Genomic DNA, 516 nt, shown 5'->3' on the forward strand with positions numbered 1-516 from the left:
CAAATAAACAATAGCATCACTCATATTTATAATCTTAATAAAATAATAACAAATAAATTAATAAAATTTAAAAAAAATACTATAAATATTACCCTTAATTTAAAATCCAATAATATTAATATTATATTAATAAATAACAATTTAATAATCCAAAAAAAAAATTCAATCAAAACTACAAAAAAAATTACTCAAATACCAATAAATAAAACTTATTTAAAACATTTATAACACACCCCAAATAAACCTCACTCACCAATATCTAAACAATTTTTCCCATAACTTTAACTAAACTTCCTTCTTAAATCATCAAACCATCACCCATTAATACAACACCAACATTATTAAATTCTAAATTAAAAACAATACCTATAATACCCTCCTCAAATTCTACTAATTCACCTACCATTACTTCATCAAAACCATAAATACAAACAATACCATCGCCCACTTAAAATACAATACCAATATTTACAATCATTACTTCTCTATTATATTACTCAATACATTCACAAATAA

Annotated in this window: 2 protein-coding genes; one reads left to right on the top strand and one right to left on the bottom strand. The window is 21.3% G+C overall.

Annotated features, from left to right (window positions below; translation table 11 throughout):
• Positions 1-228, top strand: a 228-nt coding sequence (locus IE038_RS25810) for a hypothetical protein (RefSeq protein WP_229775753.1), incomplete at its 5' end; no start/stop codon positions are given.
• A gap of 70 nt (positions 229-298) precedes the next feature.
• Here the strand turns inward: IE038_RS25810 and IE038_RS25815 are convergent.
• Positions 299-448: a hypothetical protein gene (locus tag IE038_RS25815; RefSeq protein WP_189396451.1), complete on the bottom strand. Its 150-nt coding sequence runs from the start codon at positions 446-448 to the stop codon at positions 299-301.
• Positions 449-516: the final 68 nt, after the last annotated feature.

The organism is Pseudomonas laurentiana (genome assembly GCF_014648275.1).
GTDB lineage: Bacteria > Pseudomonadota > Gammaproteobacteria > Pseudomonadales > Pseudomonadaceae > Aquipseudomonas > Aquipseudomonas laurentiana.